Origin of the sequence: Pseudomonas sp. WS 5071 (assembly GCF_012985765.1) — a bacterium.
Classification (GTDB): Bacteria; Pseudomonadota; Gammaproteobacteria; order Pseudomonadales; family Pseudomonadaceae; genus Aquipseudomonas; species Aquipseudomonas lundensis_A.
The window spans coordinates 1-25,817 of record NZ_JAAQWY010000029.1 but is presented as its reverse complement, the minus strand read 5'-3'; the positions used below and the strand labels follow the sequence as shown (position 1 = coordinate 25,817).

Annotated in this window: 20 protein-coding genes and 1 pseudogene; 10 read left to right on the top strand and 11 right to left on the bottom strand. The window is 57.9% G+C overall.

The features are described 5' to 3' along the window. Window positions 1-8: 8 nt before the first annotated feature. On the bottom strand, window positions 9-326 hold the full coding sequence (locus HBN61_RS17300) for a PA4575 family protein (protein WP_094995113.1): 318 nt from the start codon (window positions 324-326) through the stop codon (window positions 9-11). 161 nt (window positions 327-487) lie between these two features. Beyond that, on the bottom strand, window positions 488-2,926 hold the full coding sequence (locus HBN61_RS17295) for a Lon protease family protein (protein ID WP_170047355.1): 2,439 nt from the start codon (window positions 2,924-2,926) through the stop codon (window positions 488-490). Between the two features lie 272 nt (window positions 2,927-3,198). Here HBN61_RS17295 and HBN61_RS17290 point away from each other — a divergent pair, with 272 nt between their 5' ends. The 5 genes from HBN61_RS17290 to HBN61_RS17270 all read left to right on the top strand — a co-directional run bounded on the left by HBN61_RS17290 (window position 3,199) and on the right by HBN61_RS17270 (window position 6,939). Continuing rightward, window positions 3,199-3,687, top strand: coding sequence for a DUF3015 domain-containing protein (locus HBN61_RS17290; protein WP_019411892.1), 489 nt, complete (start codon window positions 3,199-3,201; stop codon window positions 3,685-3,687). A 75-nt stretch (window positions 3,688-3,762) separates the two neighbouring features. After that, window positions 3,763-5,616 carry an Lnb N-terminal periplasmic domain-containing protein gene (locus tag HBN61_RS17285; protein ID WP_170047353.1) on the top strand — a complete coding sequence of 618 codons (1,854 nt, stop codon included), beginning with the start codon at window positions 3,763-3,765 and terminating at the stop codon, window positions 5,614-5,616. Between the two features lie 15 nt (window positions 5,617-5,631). Next, the gene (locus HBN61_RS17280) at window positions 5,632-5,931 is read left to right on the top strand and encodes a chorismate mutase (RefSeq protein WP_094992227.1); all 300 of its coding nucleotides are present in this window, start codon (window positions 5,632-5,634) and stop codon (window positions 5,929-5,931) included. Window positions 5,932-6,027: 96 nt separating this feature from the next. Beyond that, a complete protein-coding gene (locus HBN61_RS17275) occupies window positions 6,028-6,387 on the top strand; it encodes a hypothetical protein (protein WP_170047351.1) in 360 nt (119 codons plus the stop codon). 57 nt (window positions 6,388-6,444) lie between these two features. After that, window positions 6,445-6,939 (top strand): GreA/GreB family elongation factor, encoded by a 495-nt coding sequence (locus HBN61_RS17270; RefSeq protein ID WP_170047349.1) that lies wholly within the window; start codon window positions 6,445-6,447, stop codon window positions 6,937-6,939. Here HBN61_RS17270 and gdhA read toward each other — a convergent pair. Further along, window positions 6,936-8,273: an NADP-specific glutamate dehydrogenase gene (gene gdhA, locus HBN61_RS17265; protein WP_094992224.1), complete on the bottom strand. Its 1,338-nt coding sequence runs from the start codon at window positions 8,271-8,273 to the stop codon at window positions 6,936-6,938. The genes HBN61_RS17270 and gdhA overlap by 4 nt on opposite strands. 261 nt (window positions 8,274-8,534) lie before the next feature. Further along, window positions 8,535-10,202, bottom strand: a complete 1,668-nt coding sequence (ettA, locus tag HBN61_RS17260; protein ID WP_047273569.1) for an energy-dependent translational throttle protein EttA — start codon at window positions 10,200-10,202, stop codon at window positions 8,535-8,537. A gap of 1,004 nt (window positions 10,203-11,206) precedes the next feature. Here ettA and HBN61_RS17255 point away from each other — a divergent pair. Both HBN61_RS17255 and glyA read left to right on the top strand, forming a co-directional pair. After that, window positions 11,207-14,356 (top strand): annotated as a pseudogene (locus HBN61_RS17255) (sensor domain-containing protein); the annotation flags it as partial. Window positions 14,357-14,487: 131 nt separating this feature from the next. After that, window positions 14,488-15,741, top strand: coding sequence for a serine hydroxymethyltransferase (gene glyA / locus HBN61_RS17250; protein ID WP_094992222.1), 1,254 nt, complete (start codon window positions 14,488-14,490; stop codon window positions 15,739-15,741). 157 nt (window positions 15,742-15,898) lie between these two features. On the opposite strand, the gene yjiA is transcribed toward glyA, so the two are convergent. The 3 genes from yjiA to HBN61_RS17235 form a co-directional block, all read right to left on the bottom strand. Then, complete coding sequence (gene yjiA / locus HBN61_RS17245) at window positions 15,899-16,870, bottom strand: GTPase (protein ID WP_170047345.1); 972 nt, start codon at window positions 16,868-16,870, stop codon at window positions 15,899-15,901. Between the two features lie 138 nt (window positions 16,871-17,008). Beyond that, the gene (locus HBN61_RS17240; protein WP_010448516.1) at window positions 17,009-17,206 is read right to left on the bottom strand and encodes a YbdD/YjiX family protein; all 198 of its coding nucleotides are present in this window, start codon (window positions 17,204-17,206) and stop codon (window positions 17,009-17,011) included. Between the two features lie 15 nt (window positions 17,207-17,221). Continuing rightward, window positions 17,222-19,288, bottom strand: coding sequence for a carbon starvation CstA family protein (locus HBN61_RS17235; protein ID WP_094992220.1), 2,067 nt, complete (start codon window positions 19,286-19,288; stop codon window positions 17,222-17,224). Between the two features lie 170 nt (window positions 19,289-19,458). On the opposite strand from HBN61_RS17235, the gene HBN61_RS17230 reads away from it, so the two are divergent. Beyond that, window positions 19,459-19,830, top strand: a complete 372-nt coding sequence (locus HBN61_RS17230; RefSeq protein ID WP_170047343.1) for a PilZ domain-containing protein — start codon at window positions 19,459-19,461, stop codon at window positions 19,828-19,830. 2 nt (window positions 19,831-19,832) lie between these two features. Here the strand turns inward: HBN61_RS17230 and radA are convergent, their stop codons facing one another. The 3 genes from radA to katB all read right to left on the bottom strand — a co-directional run bounded on the left by radA (window position 19,833) and on the right by katB (window position 23,359). Next, on the bottom strand, window positions 19,833-21,200 hold the full coding sequence (radA, locus tag HBN61_RS17225) for a DNA repair protein RadA (RefSeq protein ID WP_047292009.1): 1,368 nt from the start codon (window positions 21,198-21,200) through the stop codon (window positions 19,833-19,835). A gap of 45 nt (window positions 21,201-21,245) precedes the next feature. Further along, window positions 21,246-21,776 (bottom strand): ankyrin repeat domain-containing protein, encoded by a 531-nt coding sequence (locus tag HBN61_RS17220; RefSeq protein ID WP_170047341.1) that lies wholly within the window; start codon window positions 21,774-21,776, stop codon window positions 21,246-21,248. 65 nt (window positions 21,777-21,841) lie between these two features. After that, on the bottom strand, window positions 21,842-23,359 hold the full coding sequence (gene katB, locus HBN61_RS17215) for a catalase KatB (protein ID WP_524539079.1): 1,518 nt from the start codon (window positions 23,357-23,359) through the stop codon (window positions 21,842-21,844). Between the two features lie 306 nt (window positions 23,360-23,665). Here katB and mscL point away from each other — a divergent pair, with 306 nt between their 5' ends. Continuing rightward, window positions 23,666-24,079 carry a large-conductance mechanosensitive channel protein MscL gene (mscL, locus tag HBN61_RS17210; RefSeq protein WP_094992216.1) on the top strand — a complete coding sequence of 138 codons (414 nt, stop codon included), beginning with the start codon at window positions 23,666-23,668 and terminating at the stop codon, window positions 24,077-24,079. Window positions 24,080-24,145: 66 nt separating this feature from the next. Here the strand turns inward: mscL and HBN61_RS17205 are convergent, their stop codons facing one another. Then, a complete protein-coding gene (locus HBN61_RS17205; protein WP_094992215.1) occupies window positions 24,146-24,922 on the bottom strand; it encodes a ferredoxin--NADP reductase in 777 nt (258 codons plus the stop codon). A 403-nt stretch (window positions 24,923-25,325) separates the two neighbouring features. On the opposite strand from HBN61_RS17205, the gene HBN61_RS17200 reads away from it, so the two are divergent. Continuing rightward, window positions 25,326-25,709: an autoinducer binding domain-containing protein gene (locus HBN61_RS17200; RefSeq protein ID WP_170047339.1), complete on the top strand. Its 384-nt coding sequence runs from the start codon at window positions 25,326-25,328 to the stop codon at window positions 25,707-25,709. Window positions 25,710-25,817 lie beyond the last annotated feature (108 nt).

Genomic DNA, 25,817 nt, shown 5'->3' with positions numbered 1-25,817 from the left:
CCCTGCCATCAACGAGACGCGTGACAGCGCGCGCCGTTGATTTGCCGCAGCTGGGCCTGCACATGCAGGCACCAGATCTGCGGATCGTCCGCTAGCTCATAGCCATGCAGCGTCAAGCTTTCGACGATGGATTCAAGAATGGTTTCAGCCGCAAACGGGCCGGGAAACGGGCCCTGGGACTTGATCGTGGTGGGCTGCTCGCCCGCCAGACCGGCAGCAAACAATAACGTCCACATACCGGTGCCCCCTGCGAGGGGGCGTACGCTGCATTCAATACGCGTGACCAGTCCCAGGCATTGGCGGGTAAGACAAAGGTTGCGCGACATGGCGGCGACCCTCGGTGGTTCCTGTATTCAGCCGCACACAACGGGCTGCATCGTTCCAGTGACGACAGTGGAGGTCCTTGAGCTGAGAATAGAAGAAAAACGGCGCCCGCAAAGGCGCCGTGACCAACGGAGGGTAAAACGCGTAACCACCGCAGAGGGCTCTAGACGGTTTTTTTAGCCGCCAGGGTTTCGGCGATCAGTTCTTTTTCAGCCTCCTTGAGATCCTCATCGCTGATCATTTCCGCAATCACCCGCAGGCGTTCGACCACCCGCGCATTCACGCTGCCTTCCGGGAACTGGCCTTCGGCATCCGGCTCACCCGCAGGCTCACCTACCAGCAAACTCAGGGCTTCGTCCGCCTGACGCACCGCGTACACGTGGAATTTGCCCTCGCGCACGGCCTGCAGCACTTTCTCGTCGAGCATCAAGGTGGCCACGTTGGCCTGGGGAATGATCGCGCCCTGCTCGCCGGTCAGCCCACGGGCCTCACACAGACGGAAGAAGCCTTCAATCTTCTCGTTGACCCCGCCCACCGCTTGCACTTCACCGAATTGGTTGATCGAACCGGTAATTGCAAAACACTGCTTGAGCGGCGTTTTGGACAACGCAGAAATCAACGTGCATGCCTCGCCCAGTGACGCACTGTCGCCGTCCACGTACCCGTAAGACTGCTCCAGCGCGATACTGGCCGAGATCGCCAACGGAAACTCCTGTGCATAACGGCTGCCCAGATACCCGGTCAAGATCATCACCCCCTTGGAGTGAATCGGCTGCCCGAGGTTAACTTCGCGCTCAATGTCGACGATTCCGCTGCCACCCGGGTACACCGTGGCCGAAATCCGCGCCGGCACGCCGAACGCTGAATCCCCCACTTCCAGTACAGTCAGGCCGTTGCATTTACCGACAGCAGCGCCATCGGTGTCGATCAGGATGATACCCGCCAGCATGTCATCGAGAATCCGCGCCGATACGCGACCGGTACGGGTGGCCTTGGCCTTGAGCGCACGTTCGATGTGCCCGGCGTCGGTCATCTCATCGTTGGCCAAATGACGAATGAAATCCGCCTCGCTGACCAACTGGAACAGATCACCGATGCGTGCCGACAACCGCCCCTGATGCTCCGCCAACCGCGCGCTATACGTGGCCAGTCGCGCTACTGCGTCGGCGGTGAGAGGCGCCATGCCTTCTTCAGACGTGCGCGTGGTCAGCAGCTGTGCGAACTGCTCAAGGCTTTCGTCGACCATCGGGATGTCTTCATCGAAGTCCACCAGCACCCGGAACATCTCCTGGAAGTCCGGGTCGAGGTCTTGCAGCGTGTAATACAGCTGACGGGCGCCAATGATAATGACCTTGACCTGCAACGGGATCACTTGCGGGCTCAGGGTGACGGTCGCCAGACGGCCCATCTCGCCCAGCGGCGACTCCATTTTCAGCTTGCGCGATTGCAGGGCGCGCTTGAGCGCATCCCACACAAACGGCTCGCTGAGCATCTTCTCGGCCTCCAGGATCAAGAAACCACCATTGGCGCGATGCAGCGCACCCGGTCGCAACTGACGGTACGTGGTGTACAGCGCGCCCTGATCGGTGCTGTATTCGATACGGCCGAACAAGTTGTCATAGGTCGGGTGCGACTCAAACACCACCGGGGCGCCGCCACTCATGGGCTGACCGACAACCAGGCTCGGCAGGTACTGCTCTTCCAGCAGCTTGCGCGCCTGGGCATCGGTCTTGCTGTCATCAACCAACTGCTCGACCACGGTTTTGAGCAGGTACACCTGCATAGCCTGCAAATAACCACACACCGCGCCGTTTTCGGCGTACTTCTGCGACAAAGGCGCCAGCAACGGTTGCAGCGCCAGGGTGATGGTTTCTTCGTTCAGGTGGCGCAGCTGGTTATTGGACTCACGCTTCCATTGCGGCAGGCTCGCCAGCTCTTCATTGAGACGCTCTTCGAGCTGCGAAATATCTTCGTGAAAACGCTCGCGCTCCTCTTCCGGCAACTGTGAAAACTCGGCTTCATCCAGCGCCTTGCCATCGCTCATTGGCGTGAAGGCGACATTACTGCTGTCGCGGTACAGCGCCACGCCTTTTTCCAGCGCCAGCCGTTCGATCACATCCAGCGCACGGTCATAGCGCTGGTTAAAGCCCCGGTCGATGGCGCTTTTGCGCTGTTGATAAGTCGGGTGTTCGAACACCGCCGGGAACGTCGCCAGCAGGTTATCAATCAACCCATTGATGTCAGCGATGAACGCTCCGGCGCCGCTGGCCGGCAACTCCAGCGCCCGTGGTTCGCGCGGGTCATCGAAGTTGTTGACATATACCCAGTCGCTGGGGGACTTCAGGCGCTTGCCTTCGGCCTTGAGGTAGCGTTTGACGAATGAAAAACGCCCGGTGCCGGGCTCACCCATCACAAAGACGTTGTAACCCGGACGCGGCATGGCCACGCCAAACTGCAAGGCTTCGACCGCACGTTCCTGGCCGAGAATGCCGCGAAAAGGCTCCAGATCATTGGTGGTAGAGAAGCTGAACTGTTCAGCGGAAAACGGACGGGTCAGCGCATCAGGCGCTAAACGCAAGCTGGCAGCAACAGGATCAGGCATCGGGCTTCCTTACATCGGGCGGGGCAGATGGCAGCATTCTGGCGCTGGCTGTACGCCACTGGCAAGGCGCACGATGCGTGAATTCCGGAGGGCCTGCATTTGCGGGATAAAACTGCGCTTGATCAATGATTGTTTTACAAAAAAAGACGGAACCTGCAGAACGTGCCTAGACTCCAAGGTGTTACGCGGCTGGAAGTCATAACTGGCCCGTACTGGCGCTTCAGGGCCAGACACCCTTGTCCATTGGTTGCACACACATAGAGAACAAAGCTATGAAACGGATTCTTCTCGGTACTCTCTTCACTGTTGTTTCCCTCAATGCCATGGCTCAGGCACCCGGTGGCCCAAACTGCGGTTGGGGCAACATGTTGTTTGAAGGCCAGCGCGGCACACCGGCCCACTTCCTGGCGTCTACCACCAACGGCACTTCCGGCAACGCTACCTTCGGCATGACATCCGGCACCAACGGTTGCACCACCAAAGACGCGCTGACTTACGGCGGCAAATCGTGGATTGCCATGAATGGCATGATGAACGAGCTGTCCGAAGACATGGCTAAAGGCAACGGCGAAGCACTGACCACCTACGCGGTGGTATTGGGTGTAGCCCCTGAAGACCGCGAGCATTTTGCTGCTGTCACCCACGAACACTTCCAGCAGATCTTCAGCAAAGCTGACGTGACCGCAGATGACGTTCACAACAACACCCTGGCCGTCCTGAAAAGTGATGCACGCCTGTCCAAATACGCCACTGCTGCGTAAATGAGACCTGCCCGCTCCTTTCGGAGCGGGTATTCTTCTGCTTCATTTCTATTTGTCTGACAACAGTTGCCCACCATGCTCAAACGCCTTGCCTATCTGGCGCTCTGTGCCTGCGCCCCGTTATATGCCGCGCCCCATATCGACAATCAACGTTTGCAGCAGTTGGCCAACGACCCTTTCTGGATTTCCCTCGGGCATTATGAAGCCCGCACACTCGGCGGCTGGCGCAGTTACGTCAGCGACGACAAATTCTTCATCGCCCCCGACGGTGCCCAACACCCGGACGCCGAACTGCGCGCCACCGTCGAGGCGCTGTATTCGCCGTTAAGCCTGGGGGACAAACACCCGCAGTGCGTGTACCCGGCCCGTACCCGCTGGCTCAAGGCCCAATTGAACCTGAACGACCTGCCGCCCGCCCCCTGCGCAGAGTTCACGCAATGGTTCAAAGACGTGGCCCCGCACAGCACCGTCATGATTTTCCCGGCGGCCTACCTCAACAGCCCGTCATCAATGTTCGGCCACACTTTGCTGCGCATCGATCAGGCAGACGTGCAAAGCAACAAGACCGCACTGCTGAGCTACGCGATCAACTTTGGCGCCTACATTGAAGGCTCCGACAACAGCATTCTGTACGCGTGGAAAGGACTGGCCGGTGGCTACCCGGGCCTGTTCGCGCTGGTGCCGTATCAGGAAAAACTCTCGGAATACCGCAGTCTCGAAAACCGTGACCTGTGGGAATACCGCCTGAACCTGACGCCCGTAGAAACCCGACGCATGGTCGAACACGTGTGGGAGCTGAAACAGATCCAGTTCGATTACTTCTTCTTCGATGAAAACTGCTCTTATCGCCTGCTTGAGTTGCTGCAAGTAGCGCGTCCGGGCCTGCAACTGACGACCCAGTTTCCCCTCACGGCGATCCCCACCGACACCGTGAAAGGCGTCAAGGAAGCCGGTTTGGTCGAGAGTATCGAATACCGGCCTTCCCGCGAACGTGAGCTGCTGGATCGCGCCAAGGTACTCGACCCCGAGGAGCAGCAATGGGTGCTGCAAGTCAGCGCCGACCAGAAACAATTGCAGAACCCGGACTTCAAGGCCCTACCCAAAGCGCGTCAGGCGCTGATTATCGATGCGGCGTATCGCCTTGAACGTTACCGCGCCAACGGCCTGGAGCGGGACACCGACCGTTCGCAACGCAGCTTTGAACTGCTGCGGGCGATTAATCAAAATCCGGCCCCTGAACTGGACGTCGAAAAACCCGAGCTGCCAGAGAACGGCCACGAATCGCGTACCTGGCAATTGGGCGTCGGCAGCCGTGACGACAAGGCCTTTGCCGAATATGGCCTGCGCATGGCCTACCACGACCTCAATGACAACGCGCCGGGCTTCCCGCTGGGTGCGCAAATTGAAATCCTGCAGCTCAAACTGCGTCAGTACGAAGGCAACCACTGGCAAATCCAGCAGTTGGACCTGGCCAACATCCGCTCCCTTACCCCGCGCAATGACTTGCTCAAACCCTGGTCATGGCAAGTGGGTGGTGGGCTGGAGCGGGTACTCGGTAAACATGGCGATGAAACCCTCGTCACCCATGTCAACGGCGGCGCAGGTGGCACCTGGCAACTGGCTGACGACGTGCTGGGCTTCGCCCTCGGCACCGTGCGCGTGGAGCACAACAACGACTTTGCGGCTTTCGTATCACCAGCGGCGGGCTTTAACACCGGCCTGCTGTGGCGCAACCCGATCGGCAACCTGAGCCTGGAAGCCAAAGGCGATTACTTCACCAACGGAGAAATACGCCGCACCTTGAGCCTGAACCAACAATGGGAACTGTCGCGCAACCTTGGTTTACGCCTGACGGCTCAGCGCGAGTTCAGCCACTTGACCTCGCCAGTGAACGAAGTGATGTTGGAAGTGAAGTGGTATCACTACTGAAGGGAGCTTCACCACATGGCGATAACGTGCCAAAACCTGGAAGACGTACGGGCACACATCGACGAACTGGACCGCCAGATTGTCGGCTTGATCGCACAGCGCGGGGCGTATGTTTCGCAGGCCGCCCGGTTTAAAAAGGACAGCAACGCGGTCAAAGCCCCACAGCGTGTGGAGCAAGTTTTCCTCAAGGTCAGGGCATTGGCCGAGGAACTCGGTGCCAACCCCCACGTTACCGAGCAGGTGTACCGCGCCATGGTCGCGGCATTTATCCAGCAGGAGCTGGCTGAACACGCGACCCTCGGGGGCTCAACCTGATCACTGACATCGCATTGACATCGGGTTGACGTCTCACTCACAGATCCCGGCCTACACTCACCTCATCAGCCGTTCAACGGTGCAATGAGGTGGGTTATGTGGCGCAGGTGTGTGGGGGTGGGGATGCTGATTGCAGTATTGGCCGGGTGTCAGACCACCCACCAGGAGCTGCTGGCCAAAGGGTATCCACCCGCCTTTGCCGACGGCTTTGATGAGGGTTGCAGCAGCGGCCGACAAGCAGCAGGCGTGATAACAGGTGAATTCAAGAAAAACGTCCCGCGCTATTTGAATGATCCCACCTACGCTCAAGGCTGGGATGACGGCTTTCGTCAGTGTCAGGCCATGCGTGAAAGCGAGGACCGTGAGCAGTATCAAGAGCGCCATTGGGATCAACGCGAACGCGACTGGCAACACGAGAAGGATGTGGACGCGGCCCGGGCTCATCGCTCGCAATAATCTGAACCCTGACCGGCCCGCGAGCTCTTAACCTTATCGCCATAAGGGACAGTTGCCATGAGCCGCGCGTTTGTAAATGAAGACAGCGCCGCTGACCACGCCAATGCCCCCATTGAGCGTCAGGTCAGCAGCCAGCCCAATTACGTCACCGCCCGGGGTCTTGCTTTATTGCAAGCCAAAGTCAGCGAGCTACAGGCTCAGCATGCTCACGAAACCGCCAAAAGGGAGGAAGCCGACAAGCAACGTCTGGCTGATCTCGACCGTGACTTGCGTTACTTCAATCAGCGCTTGCTGAGTGCGCAGGTCGCCGCCCCGGCCACGTCCACAGAAAAAGTGCAGATCGGCAGCAGGGTGACGTTCGTCGACGAACACGACAATGAGCAACAGGTGCAACTGGTGGGCGAAGATGAGGCCGATGCTACCCAGGGCTTGATCAATTGGGGATCGCCACTGGGCCGTGCGCTGTTGGGCGCAGGCCCCGGCGATGAAGTGCTATGGCTTCGACCTGCGGGGGATTTGCAGGTCGAAATCCTTCGCGTAGACCCGGCTTAAACCACGCCCTGCGCCAGCATGGCATCGGCCACTTTGACAAACCCGGCGATGTTGGCACCTTTGACGTAATTGATACGGCCGTTTTCTTCACCATAGTGAACGCACGCGTGGTGGATCGACTGCATGATGTTGTGCAACTTGCTGTCCACCTCACCCGCGGTCCAGAGCAAACGCATGGCGTTTTGCGACATTTCCAGACCACTCACGGCCACGCCGCCCGCATTGGAGGCTTTGCCCGGAGCGAACAGAATGCCCGCCTCGATAAACAGGTCCACCGCCTCCAGCGTGGTCGGCATGTTAGCGCCTTCGGCCACGCACACGCAGCCATTGCTCAGCAGCGCACGTGCCGCGTCGGCGTCCAGTTCATTTTGCGTAGCGCACGGCAAGGCGATGTCGCAGGTCAGGTTCCAGGGGTGCTGCCCGGCCAGGAACTCCAAGCCAAACTGGCTGGCCAATTCGCTGATACGCCCACGCTTGACGTTTTTAAGCGCCATCAGCGCATCCCACTGCTCGTCGTTCAATCCCGCTTCGCAGTAAAGAGTGCCTTCGGAATCAGACAGCGAAATCACTTTGCCACCCAAGTCCATGACTTTACGCGCGGCGTACTGCGCCACGTTACCGGAACCCGAGATCGCCACACGCTTGCCATCAATGCGCTGGCCGCTGCGTTTAAGCATTTCCTGAGCAAAATACACGCAACCAAAACCGGTGGCTTCCGGGCGAATCAGGCTGCCGCCGTAGCTCATGCCTTTGCCGGTCAACACGGACGTGAACTGGTTACTCAGGCGCTTGTACTGACCGAACAGGAAACCGATTTCACGGGCGCCGACACCAATGTCACCGGCGGGCACGTCCACGTCAGAACCGATGTGGCGGTACAGCTCGCTCATGAAGGCCTGACAGAAACGCATGACTTCAGCGTCGCTTTTGCCCTTGGGGTTGAAGTCTGAACCGCCTTTGCCGCCGCCCATAGGCAACGAGGTCAGGGAGTTTTTGAAGGTTTGTTCGAACGCCAGGAACTTCAACACGCCCAAGTTCACCGACGGGTGGAAGCGCAGGCCGCCTTTGTAAGGGCCAATCGCGCTGTTCATCTGAATACGGAAGCCGCGGTTGACCCGCACTTTGCCTTCGTCATCTACCCACGACACACGAAACACAATCGCCCGCTCAGGTTCGCATATACGTTCAAGAATCCCGGAAGTCAGGTAATGCGGATTGGCTTCTAGAAAAGGCCACAGGCTACGCAGGACTTCTTCCACCGCTTGGTGGAATTCTGGCTGGTCGGGGTCACGTTTTTTGAGGCGGGAAAGGAAGTGGTCGACGGATTCGATCATGGGCAAGTCTCGGCAAATTTATTGTCGTTAAACGGAGATTGGCCGGAACTTTATCAATTCATGTCGCACCGCGACAGCGCAAAATGTCGCAGTTCTGAATTTAAATGGTGCTTTTATATAAATAGCGCTACTTTTTTTGTGTTTTGCGCACCAAAAAAGTGAATCTTGTACCCATTTCTGCACCAGCAATAGCCATTACGTACAGCCAAAACAGGCAAAAAAAACGGAGCCCCGTGGGGCTCCGCTTTTTGCAAACCGGCCTTACTGGGCCAGTTTTTTGTGACGCACACGGTGCGGCTGAGTAGCCGCCTCGCCGAGGCGCTTTTTGCGGTCAGCTTCGTACTCGGTGTAGTTGCCCTCAAAGAAGACTGCTTGAGAGTCATCTTCATACGCCAGGATGTGGGTCGCGACGCGGTCAAGGAACCACCGGTCGTGAGAGATCACAATGGCGGCGCCAGGGAAGTCCAGCAGCGCTTCTTCGAGCGAACGCAGGGTCTCAACGTCAAGGTCGTTGGACGGTTCGTCGAGCAGCAGCACGTTGGCGCCCTCTTTCAAGGTCAGGGCCAGGTGCAAGCGACCACGCTCACCACCGGACAGGTCCTTGACGAACTTCTGCTGATCGCCCCCTTTGAAGTTGAAACGCCCTACGTAAGTACGCGAAGGGATTTCATAGTTGCCGATACGGATGACATCGGAACCGTCAGAAATGGCCTGGAACACCGTTTTGCTGCCGTCGAGGTCGTCGCGGCTCTGGTCAACGCATGCCAATTGCACGGTTTCACCGATTTCGATGCTGCCCGAATCCGGCTGCTCTTTGCCCATCAGCATGCGGAACAGGGTGGATTTACCCGCACCGTTACCACCGATCACGCCAACGATGGCGCCTTTTGGCATGGCGAACGACAGGTTGTCGATCAGCACGCGATCGCCGTAACCCTTGGAGACGTTCTTGAACTCGATAACCTTGTCACCCAGGCGCGGACCGGCCGGGATGTAGATTTCGTTGGTCTCGCTGCGCTTCTGGAATTCCTGCGATTGCAGTTCTTCAAAGCGTTGCAGACGGGCCTTGGATTTGGACTGACGCGCCTTGGCGCCTTTACGCACCCATTCCAGCTCGTCTTTCATGGCCTTCTCGTGGGCCGACTGCTGCTTGGATTCCTGGGCCAGACGATCGGACTTGGCTTCAAGCCAGCCCGAATAGTTGCCCTCGTAAGGAATGCCGGCGCCGCGGTCGAGTTCCAGAATCCAGCCCGCTACGTTGTCCAGGAAGTAACGGTCGTGCGTGATCGCAACCACGGTGCCCGGGAAGTCGTGCAGGAAGTGCTCCAGCCAGGCGACCGAGTCGGCATCCAGGTGGTTGGTCGGTTCGTCGAGCAGCAGCATGTCCGGGGCCGACAGCAGCAAGCGGCACAAGGCCACACGGCGCTTCTCACCACCCGACAGGTGTTCAACTTTCGCGTCCCAGGCTGGCAGGCGCAACGCGTCGGCGGCGACTTCCAGCTGGCGCTCAAGGTTGTGACCGTCGCCTGCCTGCAGGATGGCTTCGAGCTTGGCCTGTTCGGCGGCCAGCTTGTCGAAGTCGGCATCCGGGTCGGCGTATTCCGCGTAGACCTGGTCCAGACGCGCTTGCGCGTCCTTGATCACGCTCACGGCCTCTTCAACCACTTCGCGAACGGTTTTGCTCGGGTCCAGTTGCGGCTCTTGCGGCAAGTAGCCGATGTTCAAGTCCGGCATTGGACGGGCTTCGCCGTCGAACTCGGTGTCGACGCCAGCCATGATTTTCAACAGGGTGGATTTACCCGAACCGTTCAAACCGAGTACGCCGATCTTGGCGCCCGGGAAAAACGACAGGGAGATGTTTTTCAGGATTTCCCGCTTCGGCGGAACAACTTTGCTCAGCCGATGCATGGTGAAAACGTATTGAGCCATGGTGAACCTAGCGTCAGTGACAGGTGAATAAGGCGCGAGCAATGCACGGCTCAGGCCATAGCAGAAGGACAGGGATTGATCTGGGTCAATGCCTGCTCATGTAAAAAGCCTGAGTGTAGGAGCCCTTGTGCCCCCGCGTAACCGGCAAAGCTACCTGAATGCGCAGTGCAGGGCAAACCAGCGCCCACCAGGGGGCTGGCACTTTGCCACAGTCCAAGGCATGCTAGCCGCCCTTTGGGCGTCCCGCTTATAGTGCGTATCGCACCATTGCAGCCAAATCGCAGGATCACAGCTTGCCCAACGTCACACCGTCTAACCCCGCGCGTGCTCCAGGCCCATGGCTTGGCACCCCCGTGCGCGGCACGTTAAAAGGCGCGCTGGCCACGTTGGTCTTGCTATTGCTGGGCATGTTGTTCTGGCTGCTGATCGAGCAATTTCAGTCAACGGTCGAGCATCAGCGCCAATACAGCGCCGCTTATAGCGCCGACCTGGCGGATCACGTCAATGTGAGCATGGCCCTGCGGGCGGAGATGGCGCTTAATCTGCTGCCCGCCCAACAACCCCCCGGCACACTGCGCGAGTTACGCGCCCAGGTCAGCCGGATGCGTCAGTCGCTGCCGTCGTTGCAGAGCCTGGCCCTGCTCAGCCCGGAAGGCGAAGTGCTGCTCGACAGCGGCGGTATCAGCCCGGACGCGGCTTTTCTGCGTGACTGGGTCAAACACAATCAATCGCGCACGCGCACCGACAGTTATTACTTCAGCAACAACAGCGATGCCAGCACCCTTTATTTGCTGCTCGCCAAACCCGGTAGCCCGTCAGGCGGCTACTGGTTACTGCGCCTGAGACCGGACATGTTGCACAGCCTGACCTTACAAACCCGGCAGGCCGACCGGCCGCACTGGCTGATCGAAAATGCCCAGACCCACAAAGTACTGAATCACAGCACGGCCCCTGTCACGCCCGCCTCCACCCTCAGCTCGCAAGACGCGACCGATACGGTCGCGCTGTTGCCGCTGAGCCACAGCGACTGGCAACTGCGTGCGCTGTTCAACGAAGAGCGGGTGATTGGGCAACTGTTGCCCGGGCTTATCGGTAAATGCCTGCTCGGTCTGCTGTTTTCCCTGCTACCGGTGATCGCGCTAATTAACATGCGCCGCCGCCAGCGTCAGGCCCATGAAGGGCGCCGCCGCTATCACGACATTTTTGAAGGCACCGGGGTCGCCCTGTGCGTGCTTGACCTCTCCAGCCTGCCGGGCTTTCTGGAGCGCGAGCAGTTATATGACAGCACTGCGCTCAAACACTGGCTCAACAACAACCCCGTGCAACGCCAGCATTTGTGTGAGCAGTTACGCATCACGGAAGTCAATCAGGTGGCGTTGCAGTTGCTGGGCGTGGACTCGTGCGAAGGTGCCTGGGAAAAACTGATCAACGGTTGCCCGAACAACACCTCGGCCATTAGCTATCAAGTCATCGAGGCGGTGCTCAACCATCAACAACAACTTGAGCTGGAAATCACCCTCGTCGACGCCCTGGGGCAGGACCAACATTTATGGCTGGTGCTGCGTCTGCCGCAAGATCGCAGCGATTTTCAGGCCGTGATCTTGAGCATCAGCGACATCACCAGCCGCAAGCTCATCGAACTGTCGCTGCAGGAGCGCGAGAGTTTCTGGTCAGATGTGGTGCGCACTGTGCCCGACCACCTGTATGTGCAGGACGTCATCAGCCAGCGGATGATTTTCAGCAACCACCACCTGGGCCACACCCTGGGGTACAACGCCACCGAACTGCAGCAAATGGGCACTTACTTCTGGGAACTGCTACTGCACCCCGAAGACGCCGAGCATTACCACCTGATGCGCAAGCAACAGCGCCACGGCGGCTACGCGCACCTGCTGCAATGCCATCTGCGTTTTCGTCACTGCAACGGCGTGTGGCGCCGCTTCGACATCCGCGAACAGGCACTGGCGCGGGACGCGTACGATCAGGTCACACGTATCGTGGGGGTGGCCAAGGACATCACAGACCAGATCGAAGCCAGCGAATCGTTACGCGACAGTGAACAACGCTATCGGATGCTGGCCGAAAGTATCAGTGATGTCATTTTCTCGACCAACAGTGCGCTGAAACTCAACTACGTCAGCCCCTCCGTTCACACCGTACTGGGCTTCGACACCGACTGGGTGTACAAGCACGGCTGGCAATCCACCATCGCCAACCCACAACAATTGGCGGGTGTTTACAGCTTGATTGAACGGGTCAGCCACGCGCTCGACAAACCGGACCAACTGGCCGCCCTGCGCACCGAACTCGATACTCAACTGTTCCTGTTCGATTGCCTGCGGGCCGACGGGCGCAAGATCCCGATCGAGCTGCGTCTGGTACTGGTGTGGGATGAGAACGATGCGTTCGAAGGCATCCTCGGGGTCGGCCGCGATATCAGTCAACAGCGCCGCGCGGAAAAAGACCTGCGCATGGCAGCCACGGTATTTGAACACTCGACCTCGGCCATCCTCATTACCGACCCGGCGGGTTATATCGTGCAGGCCAACGAGGCCTTCAGCCGGGTCAGCGGCTACGCCGTGTCGCAAGTGCTCGACCAATTGCCGAGCATGCTCACCGTCGATGAACAGCAACAAGCGCATTTGCACTACGTACTCAAGCAACTGCACCAGCACAACACGTGGGAAGGCGAAATCTGGCTCAAGCGCCTGAACGGCGAACACTACCCGGCGTGGGTCGGCATCACGGCGGTCTTCGATGACGAAGGCGATCTAGCCAGTTATGTGTGCTTCTTCAGCGACATCAGTGAGCGAAAGGCCAGTGAACAGCGGATTCACCGCCTGGCCTATTACGACGCCCTGACCCACTTGCCGAACCGCACCTTGTTCCAGGACCGTCTGCACACCGCGCTGCAGCAGGCTGAGCGCAACAAGTCGTGGGTGGTGCTGATGTTCCTTGACCTCGACCGCTTCAAACCGATCAATGACTCGCTGGGCCACGCGGCGGGCGATCGCATGCTCAAAGACATGGCCATTCGCCTGCTCGCCTGCGTGGACAATGACGACACCGTGGCGCGCATGGGCGGCGATGAGTTCACCCTGTTGTTGCAACCCCGTGCGACCCGCGACATGGCACTCAACCGCGCCATCAGCGTGGCCGAGCAGATCCTCGCCAGCCTGGTGAAGCCGTTTGTGCTGGAGAGCCGCGAGTTCTTTGTCACGGCCAGTATCGGCATCGCCCTGAGCCCGCAGGACGGCAACGAACTCAGCCAGTTGATGAAGAACGCCGACACGGCGATGTACCACGCCAAGGAACGTGGCAAAAACAACTTCCAGTTCTATCAGGCAGACATGAACGCCAGCGCGCTGGAACGTCTGGAACTGGAAAGCGACCTGCGCCATGCACTGGAGCAGGAAGAGTTCATCCTCTATTACCAGCCGCAATTCAGCGGCGACGGCAAGCGCCTGACTGGCGTCGAAGCGTTGCTGCGCTGGAACCACCCGCGTCGTGGCCTGGTGCCGCCGGGCGACTTTATCCCGGTACTTGAGGAACTGGGGCTGGTGGTGGATGTGGGCGACTGGGTGCTGGCTGAATCGTGCCGTCAGCTCAAGCAATGGCACCAAGCCAAAGTGCGCGTGCCGAAAGTCTCGGTCAACATCTCGGCGCGGCAATTCTCCGACGGCCAGTTGGGCACGCGCATTGCCAATATCCTAAAGGAGACAGGCCTGCCCCCGGCCTGTCTGGAGCTGGAACTGACCGAGAGCATCCTGATGCGCGAAGTCAGCGAAGCGCTGCAAATCCTTGCCAGCCTGAAAAACCTCGGCCTGAGCATTGCCGTTGACGACTTCGGCACCGGGTACTCGTCGCTCAACTACCTCAAGCAGTTCCCCATCGATGTGCTGAAAATCGACCGCACCTTTGTCGACGGTCTGCCCGAAGGTGAACAGGACGCACAGATCGCCCGCGCCATCATCGCCATGGCCCACAGCCTGAACCTGGCCGTAATCGCTGAAGGCGTCGAAACCCACGAACAGCTGAACTTCCTGCGTGAACATGGCTGCGATGAAGTGCAGGGTTACCTGTTCGGGCGGCCCATGCCTGCGCGGCAATTTGAAGCACATTTCAGCCAGGAAGCCCTGCCAGTGTTCGAGTAAGGCTTCAAAAGCTCGCTAAAACCCCGTACCTGAAAGCCACTTGTCTGCCACATGATTGCCTTTCATATGCCAGATAAAACCCGTTGGGTTAGAATGCCCTCCTTTTCTGCCCCCGATCCTTGAGGACCGCCATGTTCAGCCGTGATTTGACACTTGCCAAGTTCGACGCCGACCTTTTTGCCGCCATGGAGCAAGAAGCTCAGCGCCAGGAAGAACACATTGAGCTGATCGCTTCGGAAAACTACACCAGCCCAGCGGTGATGGAAGCTCAAGGCTCGGTACTGACCAACAAATACGCCGAAGGTTATCCGGGCAAGCGTTACTACGGCGGCTGCGAATACGTCGACGTGGTTGAGCAACTGGCCATCGACCGCGCCAAAGAACTGTTCGGCGCCGATTACGCCAACGTTCAGCCGCACGCTGGCTCCCAGGCCAACAGCGCGGTGTACCTGGCGCTGCTGTCGGCCGGCGATACCATCCTGGGCATGAGCCTGGCCCATGGCGGTCACTTGACCCACGGCGCCACCGTTTCGTCCTCGGGCAAGCTGTACAACGCTATTCAATACGGCATCGACGCCAACGGCCTGATCGACTACGACGAAGTCGAGCGCCTGGCGGTTGAGCACAAGCCAAAAATGATCGTGGCCGGTTTCTCCGCTTACTCGCAGATCCTGGACTTCCCGCGCTTCCGTGCCATCGCTGACAAAGTCGGCGCTTACCTGTTCGTGGACATGGCGCACGTGGCCGGTCTGGTCGCAGCAGGCGTTTACCCGAACCCTGTGCCGTTTGCTGACGTAGTGACCACCACTACCCACAAAACCTTGCGCGGCCCACGCGGCGGCCTGATCCTGGCCAAAGCCAACCCCGAAATCGAGAAGAAGCTGAACTCCGCTGTTTTCCCGGGTTCGCAAGGCGGTCCGCTGGAACACGTGATCGCCGGTAAAGCAGTGTGCTTCAAAGAAGCCCTGCAACCGGAGTTCAAGGTTTACCAGCAACAAGTGGTGAAGAACGCCCAGGCCATGGCTTCGGTGTTCATTGAGCGCGGTTATGACGTGGTTTCGGGCGGTACTGAAAACCACCTGTTCCTGCTGTCGCTGATCAAGCAAGACATCTCGGGTAAAGACGCCGACGCCGCGCTGGGTAAAGCGTTCATCACCGTGAACAAAAACTCCGTGCCGAACGACCCGCGCTCTCCGTTCGTGACCTCGGGTCTGCGTTTCGGTACTCCGGCTGTGACCACCCGTGGCTTCAAGGTTGAAGAATGCCGCGAGCTGGCTACCTGGATCTGCGACATTCTGGACGACATCACCAACGAAGCCGTGATCGACGCTGTTCGCGAGAAAGTCAAAGCCATCTGCAAGAAGCTGCCGGTTTACGGCAACTGAGTGTAAATAGCTGAACAAAAAGCCCGGCTCTTGAGCCGGGCTTTTTTGTGGGCGCTGCATGCTGGGTTGCACAGTGCATCGCTTTACGCGCTGTCACTGCCTGATGCCGGGGCCACGCTGAAAGTTTTGGTGCGGGAAACGTGAGGCAAGCGCCCTCTCACGCATTCCCGAGGCGAGCAAAACCCTCGCGAATCTCTTCCTCGGGGAGCGCGTCGGCAATAAACACCATCACACTTTCGCGCGTCTCTCCCTCAGTCCATTCCGTGTCCCAATCAAAGCCATAGAGTTTCAAAACCCCTTGAAACACCAGGCGTCGCGCTTCGCCCGCAATATGGAGCACACCTTTGTAACGCAGCAGTTGCTTGCCATGGTTTTCAAGCAGTTCATTCATGAATTCGCTCAGGCGATCGATGTCCAGCGGCTTGTCGGTGCGCAGCACCAGGCTGGAGATACGATCAATCGACGCTGCGGGCTGCACTGGCCGCAAACTCACCCCGCCGCCTAAATCGGCATTGAGGTTAAAACCGCGCACGTCCAGCAACTCGGCCAGATCGATTTTGCCGTGCTCAACCACGCGGATCGGCGCCCGACGGTTGATGCGGGTCAAGCGCTCGCTCAGGGCCTCGAAGGTGGCGTCGTCCACCAGGTCGCACTTACTCACAAGCAAGCGATCAGCAAAGCCGATCTGGGCCTGGGCGATGGTCTGGGTCAAATGAACATCCGCATGGGCTGCGTCTACCAAGGTGATGATGCCGTCCAGCAGGTAGCGTTCACGCAATTCTTCATCGATGAAAAAGGTTTGCGCCACGGGCGCCGGGTCGGCCAGACCAGTGCACTCAATGACCAACCGGTCAAAGGCAATCTCGCCGCTGTCCAGCCGCTCAAGCAGCAGGTAAAGGGCTTTGGTCAGGTCAGTGTGAATGGTGCAGCACACGCAGCCATTGGCCAGCGTCATGACGTGTACCGGCTCGTCGCCCAACAGTTGGGTGTCGATCCCGGCATCACTGAATTCGTTTTCGATCACAGCAATTTTAAGGCCGTGTTCGGCCTTGAGCAGGTAACGCAACAACGTGGTTTTGCCAGCCCCCAAGAAGCCGCTGAGGATGGTGACGGGGATGGGAGAGGACATGCAGTCTCCTTGACGATGGATGTGCAAAAACGACAACAGGAGCGAGCCTGTTCGCGAAAACAAGGGGCCATTCAACTCAATCGTTGACTGACACCCTGGCGTCACGAACAAGCCCGCTCCTGCACAAGGGCTAGCGGGTTAGCAACACTTGGGGCCACCCTTGCCGCCGTAACGGGCCTCCTGGCGTTCGCGGAAGAACGCCTCATAACTCATTACCGGCTTGTCCGGGTGTTTGGTTTGCATATGCTCGACGTACGTGTCGTAGTCAGGCATGCCGACCATCAGGCGCGCAGCCTGACCGAGGTATTTACCGAGGCGACTCAGGTCGTTGAACATGTTTGCAGCCCTCAGTCACTCTTGCGGCATGGCCTGGAATGGCGCTTCTTTGTCGGTACGTTCTTTGGTGCCCCAAGCGGCAATGCCGACTTTGAGCGCATAGAACAGGATGCTGAAGACCACGAACAGGAACAGCACGGTCAAACCCGCGTTGGTGTACGCGTTGATAATCACGTGTTGCATCTGGTCGATGTTTTTCGCCGGGGCGATCACTTGGCCGGCTTCCAGCGCTGTGCTGTATTTGTTCGCCAGCGCCAGGAAACCCACTGCCGGGTTGGCATCGAACAGCTTGATGAAGCCTGCGGTAGTGGTGCAGATCAGCAGCCAGACCGCTGGCAACATGGTCACCCAGATGTAACGCTGGCGCTTCATTTTGATCAGCACGACCGTGGCCAGCATCAACGCGATACCTGCCAGCATCTGGTTGGAGATACCAAACAGTGGCCACAAGGTGTTGATGCCGCCCAGCGGATCGATTACGCCCTGGTACAGCAGGTAACCCCACATCGCCACACAGCCGGCCGTGGCAATCAGGTTGGCAGGCCACGATTCCGTACGTTTGAGCGCGGGGACAAAGCTGCCGAGCAAGTCTTGCAGCATGAAACGTCCGGCACGTGTACCGGCATCGACTGCCGTCAGGATGAACAAGGCCTCAAACAAAATAGCGAAGTGATACCAGAACGCCATTGTATTTTCGCCGGGCAGCACGTGGTGCAGGATTTGCGCGATACCCACCGCGAGGGTCGGTGCACCGCCCGCACGTGCCAGGACAGTGGTTTCACCGATGTCCTTAGCCAGCGCCGTCAGTGCATCCGGGGTAATGGCAAACCCCCAGCTGGTGACAGTTTGTGCAACGCTGACAACATCCGATCCCACGATGGCAGCCGGGCTGTTCATGGCGAAGTACACGCCCGGCTCGATGACCGAGGCGGCAACCATCGCCATGATGGCCACGAACGACTCCATCAACATGCCGCCATAACCGATGTAACGGGCGTTGGTTTCGTTATCCAGCAACTTGGGCGTAGTGCCCGACGAAATCAGCGCATGGAAACCCGAGACCGCACCGCAGGCAATGGTGATGAACAGGAAGGGGAACAGGCCACCTTTCCAGACCGGGCCATTGCCGTCGATGAATTGGGTAACCGCCGGCATTTTCAGCTCGGGCATGGTGATCAGGATGCCGATCGCCAAAGCCACGATAGTGCCAATTTTGAGGAAGGTGGACAGGTAATCGCGTGGAGCCAGCACCAGCCACACTGGCAACACCGCCGCTACAAAACCGTAGCCGATCAGCATCCAGGTGATTTGCACACCCGTGAAGGTGAACACGTGCGCCCACTCAGGATCGGCCGCAATCTGGCCCCCCAGCCAGATCGAGCCGAGCAGCAGGAGCACGCCGATGATGGAGATTTCACCGATGCGGCCCGGGCGGATGTAGCGCATGTAAATGCCCATGAACATCGCAATCGGGATAGTGGCCATTACCGTGAACATGCCCCACGGGCTTTCGGCCAGGGCTTTGACCACGATCAGCGCCAGCACCGCGAGGATGATGATCATGATCAGGAAGCAGCCAAACAGCGCAATGGTGCCCGGCACCTTGCCCATTTCTTCGCGCACCATGTCGCCTAGCGAGCGGCCATTGCGACGCGTGGACATGAACAGCACCATGAAATCCTGCACCGCACCCGCAAGCACGACACCGGCAATCAGCCAGAGCGTGCCGGGCAGATACCCCATTTGCGCAGCCAATACCGGCCCGACCAAGGGGCCGGCGCCAGCGATGGCGGCAAAGTGGTGACCGAAAAGAATGTGTTTGTTGGTCGGCACATAGTCCAGACCGTCGTTGTTGACCACCGCAGGCGTTGCCCGGCTCGGGTCCAGCTGCATCACCCGGGTGGCGATAAACAAACTGTAGTAACGATAAGCAACCAGATAGATGGCAACCGCTGCCACCACGATCCACAAGGCGTTGATTGCCTCGCCCCGACGCAATGCCACGACGCCAAGGGCGCAGGCGCCTACAATTGCCAGCACCAGCCACGGGATGTGGCGGAGCAAGCTATTTTTATTATTCATTTTTATATTCCGGCCAGTTGGACAAGAAGGACTGCTTCCGGCAGTTTAGCGCTCCCAGCACTAAAGACCACCCCCTGACGTTGGTCTAGAGCCTTCTTCGAAAGGTTTTTTTCATCACGGGCAATGGGTGGATCGGGTCTATAGTTCACCCATGCCCAGAGGGTTTGACCATGCCTGAACAGCCTGAAGAACGTCGGCGCTTTACCCGTATTGCCTTTGATGCCCAGACCCGGATCAGTCAGGGACCTTTGCACTGGTCAGTCAAACTGCTGGATGTGTCGCTCAAAGGGTTGCTGATTGAGAAGCCGCAGGACTGGCGCCCCGCCCCAGCCCCTGAATTTACCGCCGACATCCACCTCAGCAATGAAACGCACATCATCATGGTCGTGCACCTGGCCCACACCGAGGCCCACCAACTGGGTTTTGAATGCACCCGCATCGACTCCGAGTCGATCGGCAACCTGCGTCGATTGGTCGAACTGAATCTGGGCGATCAAGACTTGCTTCAGCGCGAGTTAAAAGCCTTGATCACAGATGAATAACGCTACTCAAACAGTGCATCCAGCGCCTGTTCAAGACGCGTGACGCCGATAATCTGCAAGCCCGGTGGCGACTCTTTCGGGGCATTGCCCTTGGGCACGATGGCGCGTTTGAAACCGTGCTTGGCCGCTTCTTTGAGGCGCTCCTGCCCGCTCGGCACCGGGCGCACTTCGCCAGACAGCCCGACTTCGCCAAATACCAGCAAGTCGTGAGGCAACGGCCGATTACGCAAACTCGACATCACCGCCGCCATCAAAGCCAGGTCAGATGCCGTTTCAAGCACTTTCACCCCGCCTACCACGTTGAGGAACACGTCTTGATCGTGGGTCGGGATGCCACCATGGCGATGCAAAACGGCCAGCAACATGGCCAACCGATTCTGGTCCAGACCCAATGTCACGCGCCGCGGGTTGGACATGTGGCTGTCGTCCACCAGCGCCTGCACTTCGACCAGCATCGGACGGGTGCCTTCCCATGTCGCCATGACCACACTGCCTGGCACTTCTTCCTGCGCGCGCGTCAGGAAAATCGCTGAAGGGTTGGACACTTCTTTCAGGCCTTTGTCGGTCATACCGAATACGCCCAATTCGTTGACGGCGCCAAAACGGTTTTTCACTGCGCGCAGCAGGCGCAAACGTCCATCGGATTCGCCTTCAAAGTACAACACGGTGTCGACCATGTGCTCCAGTACGCGCGGCCCGGCCAGCGCACCTTCTTTGGTCACGTGGCCGACAAGGAAAATCGCCGTGCCACTGGACTTGGCATACCGCACGAGCAACGCCGCGCTTTCACGCACTTGCGAAACGCCCCCCGGAGCCGATTGCAGTTGCTCGGTAAAGATGGTCTGGATCGAGTCAATCACCATGACTTTGGGCTTTTCGAGCTTGGCCGTGGCGATGATGCTCTCAATGCACGTCTCGGTCATCACCTTGAGACGGTCCTGCGGCAGCCCCAGGCGGCGGGCGCGCATGGCCACTTGCTGCTGGGATTCTTCCCCCGTGACATACAGCGCAGGCATGCGCGTAGCCATGTGACAGAGGGTTTGCAGAAGGATGGTGGATTTGCCGATACCCGGATCACCGCCAATCAACACCACGGAGCCATCGACCAGCCCGCCACCGAGCACGCGGTCCAGCTCCCCGGACGCCGTCGAAAAACGCGGAATCTCCTCAATGCTGACTTCAGCCAGGGTTTTGAGCTGGGCTTGCTGCCCGGTCCAGCCGGTACGGCCGCTCGGCGGTGCCGCAGACCCGCTCTCTACAACAGTTTCAACCAATGTGTTCCAGACACCGCACTCGGCGCACTGTCCGGCCCACTTGGGAAACGTTGCACCGCACTCGGTGCAGCCGTAAATGCGCTTGGGCTTGGCCATCTGAACTCCACGGAAAAAACGCGATGATAGCCCACTCGGCCAGGATCAGCGCGCCGCCGGCATGCGGATTTCGCCTCTGGCCAGCCGAGCGGCACTGTTGCCCAACGGATCTTCGGCATTCAGATCGGCGCCCTGACGGGTCAAATCGTTGAGCAATTCGACGCGTTTGAACAGGCCCGCGTACATAGCGGCAGTCTGGCCTGCATGGTTGCGCTGATCCGGGTTGCAATCGGTAGCCAGCAACCGGCGGGCAATTTTCAACTCGCCTTTAAAAATGGCGCCCATCAGGGCCGTGTTACCGCGTTTGTCTTGCACACAGGCATTGGCACCGGCAGCCAGTAAATGCTCAACGGCATCGGACTGACCGTGATACGCCGCCAGAATCAAGGCGCTGTAGCCTTTGCTGTCCTGAGTGTCGAGGGCGTACCCCGACTCAATGAAGGTGTCGAGCATTGCCACATCGCCGCGCCGTGCAGCATCGAAGTAATAATCCTGAAGCTGTACGTGCATATCAGGTTCATCGGCCTGGGCGCAGACACTTATACACAGCAGCGCGAACGGTATAAAAAAACGCATGGTTGCGACCTCCCCGGAGGTAAACCCTGCAATCACTGCCGAGCAGCAATTACAGGGTGTGCGTATTAGTCCACCAGCTTGGCAGCCAGCGCCTTGACACGTGCCAGATCACCTTTGGCCACGTTGCTCACGCCGGTCCCGTACTCAGGGTCAGCCTTATAGAGGAAGGACAGAATGATGTGCTTGCTTTCATCGTCCGTTGTCGCCAACGAGCCGCCGAAGTTTTCAATCAGGTCCTGACGCTCTTTCTTGCTGAATGAGCGGTACAGGTCGCCCGCCTGCTTGAAGTTCTGCTCACGCACGATCTTCGCTTGCTGGGTCGTTCCCGACAGAGCCATCTCGCTGTAACGCGCGGCTTTTGGCTCTTCACGAGGTTCCAGACGGCTAGGCTGGTAGTTCACACCTGAGGTGGAGTGACCGAGGTTCATCGCGCCATCCTGGTTGCCGTTGTTGACGGCTACACGGGGTGCGTTGATCGGTAATTGCAGGGCGTTCGCACCCAAACGGTACATTTGCGTGTCAGCGTAAGAGAACACTCGGCCTTGCAGTAGACGGTCCTCAGACGGTTCGATACCCGGCACCAGGTTGGCGGGCGCCATGGCAACCTGCTCGGTTTCCTGAAATACGTTGCCCGGGTTACGGTTCAACACCATCTGACCCACTTTGCGCTCCGGCACATTCGGCCAGATCTTGGTCGCATCCAGTGGGTCGAAATCAAAGGATTTCAGGTCTTCAGGCTTGAGGACCTGCACGTACAAGTCCCACTTGGGGAAGTCGCCTTTTTTGATGTGGGTGACCAGATCATTGCTCATGTGGCTGTAGTCTTTGCCCTGAACCTCGGTCACCTGTTTGGGATCAAGGTTTTTCTGCCCTTGCAGGCTTTTCCAGTGGAACTTCACATAGCGCACGTCGCCTTTGGCATTCACCAGTTTGTAAGCGTGCACACCGTTACCGTCCATTTCACGGTAACTGGCTGGCGTGCCCGAGTTGGAGTACAGCTCAGTCAAGGTGCGGGTCGCTTCCGGTACGTGGGAGAAGAAATCGAAACGCCGTGAGTCATCGTCCAAGTTGGTGCGCGGGTCAGGCTTGAAGGCATGCACCATGTCCGGGAACTTGATCGCATCACGGATGAAGAACGTCGGGAAGTTGTTGCCGACCAGGTCCCAGTTGCCGTCAGCGGTGTAGAACTTGGTCGCGAAACCGCGCGGATCGCGCAGGGTTTCGGGGGAGTGGTTGCCATGAACCACTGCCGAGAAACGCACAAATACCGGTGTAACTTCACCGCCAGCAAACACTTTGGCTTTGGTCAGATCGCTGAGGTCGTTGGTCACCGTAAATGTGCCGTGAGCGCCCGCGCCACGGGCGTGAACGACCCGCTCAGGGATGCGCTCACGGTCAAAGCGCTGGAGTTTTTGCAGCAGCTGGACGTCTTGCAGCAACACCGGGCCATTGGCCCCGGCTGTTTGCGAATTTTGGTTATCGCCTACGCCAGCACCGTTATCGCGGGTCAACGTGGCTGCATGGACAGAAGCCGATAACAAGCTGGCACTCACAACACACAGCAAGCGTCTGTGTGAAAACATTCCGAAGCCAAGGGAGGTGGTCATGCGTAGATCCTCTATTTATTAGGCGCACCAACGTGCACTGAGCCAAGGCTAGAGGTCTGCGGGGCAAATTCTAAATAGAAAGCGCTCAAGCCACCCATTAAGAAATAAGCCTGGAGTTGAGCGTCTGACTCGCGTATTGGCGGACGTTGAAGGTGGTTTGAAAACTAAAGAGGACTGAGCGTGTCGATAACGAAGGCGTAGCGCTAAACAGCCAGTCGGGCAAGATCCGCAAGGCTGATTTACACTGCGTTAACCAACCTCATCTGTAACAAGGAATAACCTATGGGCGTGATAAGTGAGTTCAAGGCCTTCGCGGTCAAAGGAAACGTGGTCGATATGGCCGTCGGTATTATCATCGGCGCCGCGTTTGGCAAAATCGTTTCATCCTTCGTCGGCGACGTGATCATGCCTCCCTTGGGTTTGTTAATCGGTGGCGTGGATTTCACCGACCTGGCCATAACGCTCAAAGCGGCTGCGGGTGATGCACCGGCGGTCGTGCTTGCCTACGGTAAATTCATCCAGAGCGTGATCGATTTCATCATCGTGGCGTTTGCCATCTTCATGGGCGTCAAGGCAATCAACCGCCTCAAGCGCGAAGAGGCCGTGGCCCCCAGTGCCCCTCCCGTTCCGACCAAAGAAGAAGAGTTGCTGGGTGAGATTCGTGACTTGCTCAAGCTGCAAAACAACCGCCCTTAAACCGGGCGTTAACACGAGCGGCGCCATCAGGCGCCGTTTTTATTTAAACGTTACGTGGTTTCAGGGTTACCAATAGTTCTCGACCGCTACTTGCCCCGGCTTGCGGGCCAAACTCAAGCGCATCTCTTTTTGTTTTAACAACGTGCGCACATCGTCAATCATTTGCGGATTGCCACATATCATCACCCGGGAATGCTCAGCCGTTAACGCTACACCCGCAACACGCTCTAACTCACCACTTCCAATAAGTGATGTCATTCGCTCATTTAATGCACCTGCCACTTTTTCACGCGTCACAACAGGTACATAGACAAACTTGTGCTCATGTTCAGCCAAGTAATCTCGCTGCATTAACTGTTGAATCAAGGGTTGATAAGCCAGCTCTTTTTTTTCACGCGCACTGTAAACAAGAATAACGCGCTCAAACTTCTCCCACACTTCAAAGTCCTGAAGGATTGATAAAAATGGCGCGACCCCTGTACCGGTTGCCAATAACCATAAGTCGCGGCCATCCACGAACCGATCAAGGGTTAAATAACCAAATGCCTGCCGATCCACCAGCAGGGTATCGCCCGCTTCCAGACGGCTCAGCTCACTGGTGAACTCGCCACCCGGGACCACAATGGAGAAAAATTCGAGGAAATCATCATGCGGCGAAGACACCATTGAGTACGCACGCCAGACCGTAGTGCCGTCAGCCTTGGTCACGCCCAGCCGGGCAAACTGGCCTGCCGTAAAGCGAAAACCCTTATCCCGCGTGGTGCGCAGGGTAAACAGGCTCGGGGTCAAAGGGCGAACTTCAAGCAGGGTTTGGCGGGTAAATTTCTCTGCGCTGGCAGTCATGGTGCACTCCATTGGCTCGTGCCCTAGTGTCGCGCAAAGTCGGCATCAGGAACACCGACGATTGAGAGGGCCTTTCGCCGCCTCTGTAACGTCCGTTTTAAATAAACACTTTAAATAGGGCGCACACCCAATATGCCACCTGCGCTTGATGCCTGTTCTTCGCCAGAAAAAACATTAATAAATGGCGTCAAAAATACGCTAGCTCGTACTCCCTATATTGGAACAGTTCTATCGTGCGGGCTCACCAGGTATCGCTTGTCGATACTGGTGCTTTTACACTAATTCACTTAATTAAACTTATTTAACAAACAAGACCAATAGCTTTGAAATTTCCTACAAACCTCTACTACTATGAGGACGTCATGCAAATTGGATCACATAACCAGGGGCAAAGGATCTCCTCATGAAAACCCATCAAAGGCTTTATGAAAATCAGAGCAGTACCGACAAAAACGAACACCAACTCTTTGAGAGCACACTCAAAAGGATAGAAGAGTATGGTTTTGAATACTTTCTATTCCGATCGATCCCGCGCTTTGGAAATATCGCTACGCATAGCAAAACAATAACTAACTATCCAAAAGAGTTTATTGCACGTTATGAAAGCAATCATTATGTACAAAGAAACCCAATTATCATCCACTGTCAGCTGTCCATCGCCCCTCTGATCTGGGGCGAAGAGGTATTTCATGACACCCCCGAGTTATGGGAGGGCACGCGTGCGTTTGGGTTAAACCATGGATGGTCACAATCGGTGCATGACAACAAGCGGCGTTTTGCAAGGTAGTTGTCGCGTCAGCCGTGTTTTTAAGCTGCTATTTTCACTGCCGGCTGCTCCCTCTCTGGGTTGAGTGTGACGGCGCCGATAGGTTGCCAATTTCGCGTTGCACCTGAC